This window comes from Longimonas sp. (genome assembly GCF_046498435.1).
Lineage (GTDB): Bacteria > Bacteroidota > Rhodothermia > Rhodothermales > Salinibacteraceae > Longimonas.
Genome location: NZ_JAWOAR010000187.1, coordinates 1 through 5,770, shown reverse-complemented (window position 1 = coordinate 5,770; position 5,770 = coordinate 1). Strand labels below are relative to the sequence as shown.

The window sequence follows — 5,770 nt, the reverse complement described above, 5'->3', positions numbered from 1 at the left end:
GGATCTCAACGCCGCTCCTGCACGTGTGGCACGACCCTTCGGTGAAGAGCGCTGGATCCAGGGCAGTTATAGAATCGCGCTAAACAGATACCGACCACTGTCGGCGGAAACATCTCCTTGGCGTTCAGAAGATACGGCGGGACACAGTACGACGCTTCTGCATGTGCGGCATGGACTATCTGTTGCGTTTTAGGGCACCTCCACCTCCACCGAGTCCATGGCCACGCCGGTGATGATGCCTAGCCCGCCCGTAACGTTGGAGGACGGCTCGCGGCGGTCGGGGTCGTCGCGCTCGGCCATGAACGAGGCATACTCGGCATCGCCCCGCGCAATCCACACCACCAGGCGGTGGCTGGGAAGCGGGTCGGTGGCTTCCTCTACGGGAATGGCGTACACGCCACGCCAGCGCCGGACGTCTGTATCGCCTGCTGTGGATTCCTGAAACACGGCCTCGGGCTGAATAAAGAAATCGACAATGCGCGGTGTAAACGGCTGATTCTCGGGGCGCAGCGCCGTACGCACCCAGGCGGTATCGGCTTCGGGAGCCGTCCAGTACGCTTCCAAATCAATCGGATAGATAAAATTGGTCGTCGCCGGGATGTCGAGCGAGTCGCGGCGCAGCGAATCTACGCGCACGGCTTCTACCGGCTCATCGGGCACACTGGTTACAATGCTATCGAGACGGATGGAGGCAGGCGTGCGGCTCCGGCCCTGGGCGGTCCCGTCTGTATGCTCTACCGTCAGCCGAAACCGTGTGCCTACGCCGACCGAATCTGATGCATTGACCGGCTCGTACCGGCCCGGCGTGCCCGGCACCGGCGCGTAGGCCACCGACTGCTCGCCCTGCGATGGGTCGTCTACCGTAAGGCGCACCTGGGCGGTTTCGATGCCGCTGGCGGTGGTGTCGCCGAAGCCTTGCACGGCGCGCACAAATACGGGAGGCAGCGGACGCTCGGCCTCCACAAATGCTTCTACGACCACCGACTCGGTCGATTCAAAGTCGGTCAGGTCGCAGCCGCTGCTGCTCAGCAGCAGGAGGAGAGCGCCCCCCAGCGCACCAACGCCCGTCCAGAAGGAAGAAGTGGTCATGTTCAAAGCGACAGTTGAAGTTCAAAGAGCGGAAGGATGGGCAGTCCACGCTGATCACTCGACATGATACCGCCCTCGGCGGCCTCGTACGTGCGGCCCACTACGTTGCGGTAGTTAAGCGCGTTGTGCACATGGATGCGCGCCTGCCACGCTGCACCAAGCGCCTGGAACCGGTAGCCGACCGACGCATCCAGCCGCCCGTACATCGGCAGGCGGTTGTTGTTTACGTGTGGACGGTACAAAAACGTGGTCGGCTCGGTGTCGGTACCGTCGCCGACCTGGTAGCGCGCTATGGGCGACGAGAGCGGGTAGCCACTGCGCAACGTACCCGCCAGGGTCACCTCAAGCGCGCCGGGCTGCCACGTAACCGCGCTGCGCGTAGACCACGGGATGTCCAGATCGGCCGGGCGGTAGCGGTTGTCATTCTGCGACGCGGCACGCACAAACGTGTGGCTCAGCGATGCACTTTGCTGGATGCGCCAGCGGGTGCGTTCCCATCGCAGTTCGAGCTCAGCGCCGAAGGCACGCTCGCGAGCCGGCGTGTACTGCCCCAGCAGCGCCCCCAGTTCAATGCCCGGCCCCTGCAATCCATCTTTGGTCTGCGTGTTGTCTTCGGGGATGAGCGTGTGGCGGCTCATCCGCGTGTACACGTTGCCTTGCACCAACAGCGCACGCCATGGACGGCTGCGTGCCCCCGCTGTGGCTTGCCAGCTTTCAGCCGGGCGCACGGTGCGATCGGCGGGCACCCATCGGGTGGATACCAAATCGTACGCCAGCGAGAAGCGGTCTCGCATCTGATGCAGCGACTGCACATGCCCGCTCAATCCGCCTTGCAGCGTTAGAAACTGCGGATGCACAATGTACTGCGCACTGATCCGCGGACGCACGTGCAGGTACTGTCCGCTCGAAAAGTAGCTAAGACGTGCACCCGTTTGCACCTCCAGGCGGGGCGTAGGCATCCATGTGTGCTGGGCAAAGCCCGACAGCTGCACAGCGCGGCGGCTGGTTGCCTGCTCCTGTGTTTCGGTGGACGTAACGGTGCGCTGGACCTCGCTGGTGAGGGTGCTTGCAAAGGCCAGGTAAGAGAGCTGCCCCCCCAGCTTCCACTGGTGCGCCATCGACCGATGCAGGCTTACGTCGCCCTTCAGCCCTACATCGTCTACCGACACCGTATAGTCTGAGGTAAGCGATGCGGCAGTCGTTGGCTGCACAAACGAGGCTTCGTTGGCCCGGTAGCCTGAGTAGTAGCCTGTGGCATTGATTACGACCGACGGCGCCACGATACTCTGGTACTGCATGCTCACCATCCGATTGGACCACCCCTGGTCGAGTTCAAAAAACAGGTCGGTAGGACGCAGCCACGATGAAAAGTCGAGCGAGAGGTCGAAAGGAAGGCGCAGATCGACTTCGTCGCGCCCGTGGTAGTAGCTTACCGACAGGCGGTTCCGATCGTTGAACTGCGTGGTGAGCTTTGCGCTTGTGTCGTAGAACACGTAGCCCGTACGCATCGTGTCGCGCCGCCCGCCTTGCTCTACTGTGTGCTCGCGCCCAATAATGCGATCGATATACGACTGCCGCCCCGACACCATAAACGAGGTGCTCGACGACAGCGGGCTCTCGATGTAAAAGCGTCCGCTCAGCGCACTCAGCGCGGCCCGAGCCTCTGGCTCGGTGCGGTTGCCATCTTTGAGTTGCGCGTCCACTACCGAAGCGAGGCGCCCGCCATGCTCTACCGGAAACGAACTGCGGTAGAGCGTAGTGCGCTTCAGGGTTTCCGTCTGAAACGTAGAGATGAGGCTGAACGCATGCCACGGATGATAGATAGGCGCATCTTCAAGCAAATACAGATTTTGATCGGTGGACGCGCCCCGCACGCTAAGTCCCCCACTCAGGATGCCCGATCGCCGCACGCCCGGTGTCCATTGCAGCGCCGTAAGCAGATCCGACTCGCCCAGCGACGGCAGCGCATCGATCTGGTCGAGCGCCACCTCTACACGGCCCGCCATTGGTTCTTGTGCAGCTACCGATGTGAGGCGGTCGTTGATGACCACGCCCTCGGCTTCGAGCGACTCGGGGCGCAGCGCAATAGATGTCGTCTGTCCGCCTGCCGTCAGCGTAGTGTCAGTGGCGGCATAGCCCAGGTATGAGATGCGAACGCGATATGGCCCCGGCGGTAGCGAGGAGAGCACAAAGTAGCCGTTCCGGTCGGTAGAGGTGCCGGCTTGCATGTCGCGCATCACGATGTTGGCACCGGGCAGCGGTTCGCCACTTTTGGCATCACGAACGCGTCCCGTAAGCGCAGCGCGACGCTCCTCGTATGCTGTTGTATCTGACGCATTTTCCGTTCCCGCAACCAGCACGTACTGGTTGCGGCGGATACGCTCGGCCTCCAGCCCTGTGTCTTCCAATGCACACCGAAGCGCATCCCGCGCACGGTCCCCGTTGTAGGTACACGTTGTTCGCCGGTCGCGCACCAGCCGGTCGGCATACACCAGGTCGAGCGAAGTGCGGGTACGCAACCTATCCAGCACCTCGGGCAGCGGAGCATCGGCATCCACCGAGATAGGCGACTGCGCAGTGGCTACGGTGCCCCCGGCGCTCAGCACGGCCAGCAAACACCATGTAAGGATCCAGCGCATCAAGGCAGTTCAGCCCGTTAAGTACGACATACTGCGGAAGAAGTCGTACCTACAGCCGGACTGCCTGTTCGCGCTGTCTGTTTTGGAGGTGCGACGCTACGGCCTGACTTGCAGCCGGTAGGTGTCAGATTCGGGGTGTTCAACCTGCGCGCCCAAGGTCGATGCAACGGCGTTTAACACCTCTTCGACCGGCTGTTCGCGCTCGAAAGTACCCGTTACCGGTTCTTCGGCCAGTGTCTCGTCTACCGTAATGGTTATCCCGTAGGCCGTACTCAACTCATCCGCGATGCGTTGCACCGTTGTTTGCTGGAAGAGAAAGAGCCCTGTCCATGCCAGCGTGTCGTTCAGATCGGCGGCTTCAGGGGGCGTAGGCGCCTCATCGCGCGCGATGCGAGTGGTTTGCCCGGGCGTCAGTTCGAGCCGCTCTGCTTCGGGCGCGCGAAGCCCCCCCACACGCAGTGCGCCCTCGGCAAGGGTGATGTCAGTATGGTGCGGAGCAGTATCGACGCCAAACTGCGTACCCAGCACCTCGGCCTCGGCGGTGGGCGTTTCAACAACGAAGGTCTGCTCACTGCGCGGCGTAACGTCGAAGAAGACTTTGCCGGTTTGGATGGAGACCGTGTAGGAATCGTTGTCGCCGGGCGCTTCGTCGGGATACGTGAAGCGCGTTACACCTTGCAGACGGGCCGAGGAGCCATCGGGAAGGGTAATGACCTCGGTTTCGCCCTCGGCTATGTCGATAGTAGTGGTGCTGGGGGAATCGGGAATCAGAAACACCACCGCCACTGCAATGAGCAGAAGCATAGTCCCTGCAGCCAGGCGCCATGCCCACGAGTAATCGTCGGCGGCTTGAGCGGGTGGGTCGTGGCGCAGCGCTTCATCGGCGAGTGCATCCTCTGAAACAGATGCATCCGAGCCCGACGCACTTACCTGTGCTTCCCACACAGCATCGAAGTCGGCTTGCTCCTGTTGGATGCGCGCCACCACATCGCGAAGCCCAGGATGGGTGTCGAGGGCCGATTCGAGAGCCGGGCGGGCCTCGCGCAGAGCAGACTGCTCTTCCGAGGTCAGGAAGTCGGTATGCCCGGCGTCGTCGAGTGCATACAGCACAAGGAGTTGCCGGTCGGGCACATCGGCCTCAAGTTTACGACGGATGGCCGCCCGCACCTGCATCCAGTGCACAAGCGTATCACGCAGATCAGGATGATCGGCGAGCTGCTCGCGCACCGCTGTCTGCCGCTCGTCCGGCAAGTCATCGTAAAAGAGAACAGCTTCGAAAAGGCTATCCATGAGTCAATAAGGCCGATCAATGAAACTCCCAGGGGGATCAACAGGGCACCAGACCTACCATGTGGCTTGGTGTGTAGGGGTAGCCGCACCCATGCGCCAAAGAGTAACAACTCTGTATCTGCACATCATCATCTGCGCATCATCCTGCCACCAGTATAAACGCCAGCAGGCTCGACAACGCATCGCGCATCTTATCGAAGGCCCGCTTTACCTGCATTTTGATGGCAGCTTCGGTGGTGTCGATCATCTGTGCAATCTCGCGGTAGCGATAGCCGTACTCGCGCAGTTCAATGATCCGGCGGGCTTTGGGCGAGAGCGCCTCCAGTGCACGTTCCACATCGACACCCGGAAGGCTGTCGTTGGCCTCGGTCGTGCGCTGCAAAGGCTTTTCCGGATCGAACAGGTTTTCCTTCATATCGTAGCGCCCGCGGTAGTAATCTTGCAACTCGTAGAGCGCGCCCTTCATCGCAAACGACTTGAAGCTGCCCGGTTTGCGCAGGTCCTCGAGCCCTTTGTGGACGCGCAGCAGCGCATTTTGCACCAGATCATCAACGTCGGGCCCATGCCCAATGCGTTTAATGAAGTATCCACGCAGGATCGGCTCCAGCGCGTTAAGCAGTGCGTTAAGCGCACGCTCGTCCCCATTTTGAGCGGCACGAACCCGCTCAGGTGCAAAGTCGGCGGGGTCAGACATAGGCAGAAGTCCAAAAGTCGGAAACGATGACTGGGTGAACATGGTACACTACAACATG

General features: G+C 61.5%; 4 protein-coding genes. All 4 read right to left on the bottom strand.

The window, feature by feature from the left end; translation table 11 throughout:
* Nucleotides 1–189: 189 nt before the first annotated feature.
* Nucleotides 190–1,089, bottom strand: coding sequence for a hypothetical protein (locus R6U20_RS07015; protein WP_410337145.1), 900 nt, complete (start codon nt 1,087–1,089; stop codon nt 190–192).
* A 2-nt stretch (nt 1,090–1,091) separates the two neighbouring features.
* A complete protein-coding gene (locus R6U20_RS07010; RefSeq protein ID WP_410337146.1) occupies nt 1,092–3,728 on the bottom strand; it encodes a TonB-dependent receptor domain-containing protein in 2,637 nt (878 codons plus the stop codon).
* 96 nt (nt 3,729–3,824) lie between these two features.
* Nucleotides 3,825–5,018, bottom strand: a complete 1,194-nt coding sequence (locus R6U20_RS07005) for a FecR family protein (protein WP_410337144.1) — start codon at nt 5,016–5,018, stop codon at nt 3,825–3,827.
* A 139-nt stretch (nt 5,019–5,157) separates the two neighbouring features.
* Entirely contained in the window at nt 5,158–5,712 is a 555-nt protein-coding gene (locus R6U20_RS07000) for an RNA polymerase sigma factor (protein WP_410337143.1), read from the bottom strand.
* Nucleotides 5,713–5,770 lie beyond the last annotated feature (58 nt).

Bases quoted from the DNA above. Each gene is read 5' to 3' on its own strand.
- R6U20_RS07015 (WP_410337145.1), bottom strand. From the start codon at position 1,089: ATGACCACTTCTTCCTTCTGGACGGGCGTTGGTGCGCTGGGGGGCGCT.
- R6U20_RS07010 (WP_410337146.1), bottom strand. From the start codon at position 3,728: ATGCGCTGGATCCTTACATGGTGTTTGCTGGCCGTGCTGAGCGCCGGG.
- R6U20_RS07005 (WP_410337144.1), bottom strand. From the start codon at position 5,018: ATGGATAGCCTTTTCGAAGCTGTTCTCTTTTACGATGACTTGCCGGAC.
- R6U20_RS07000 (WP_410337143.1), bottom strand. From the start codon at position 5,712: ATGTCTGACCCCGCCGACTTTGCACCTGAGCGGGTTCGTGCCGCTCAA.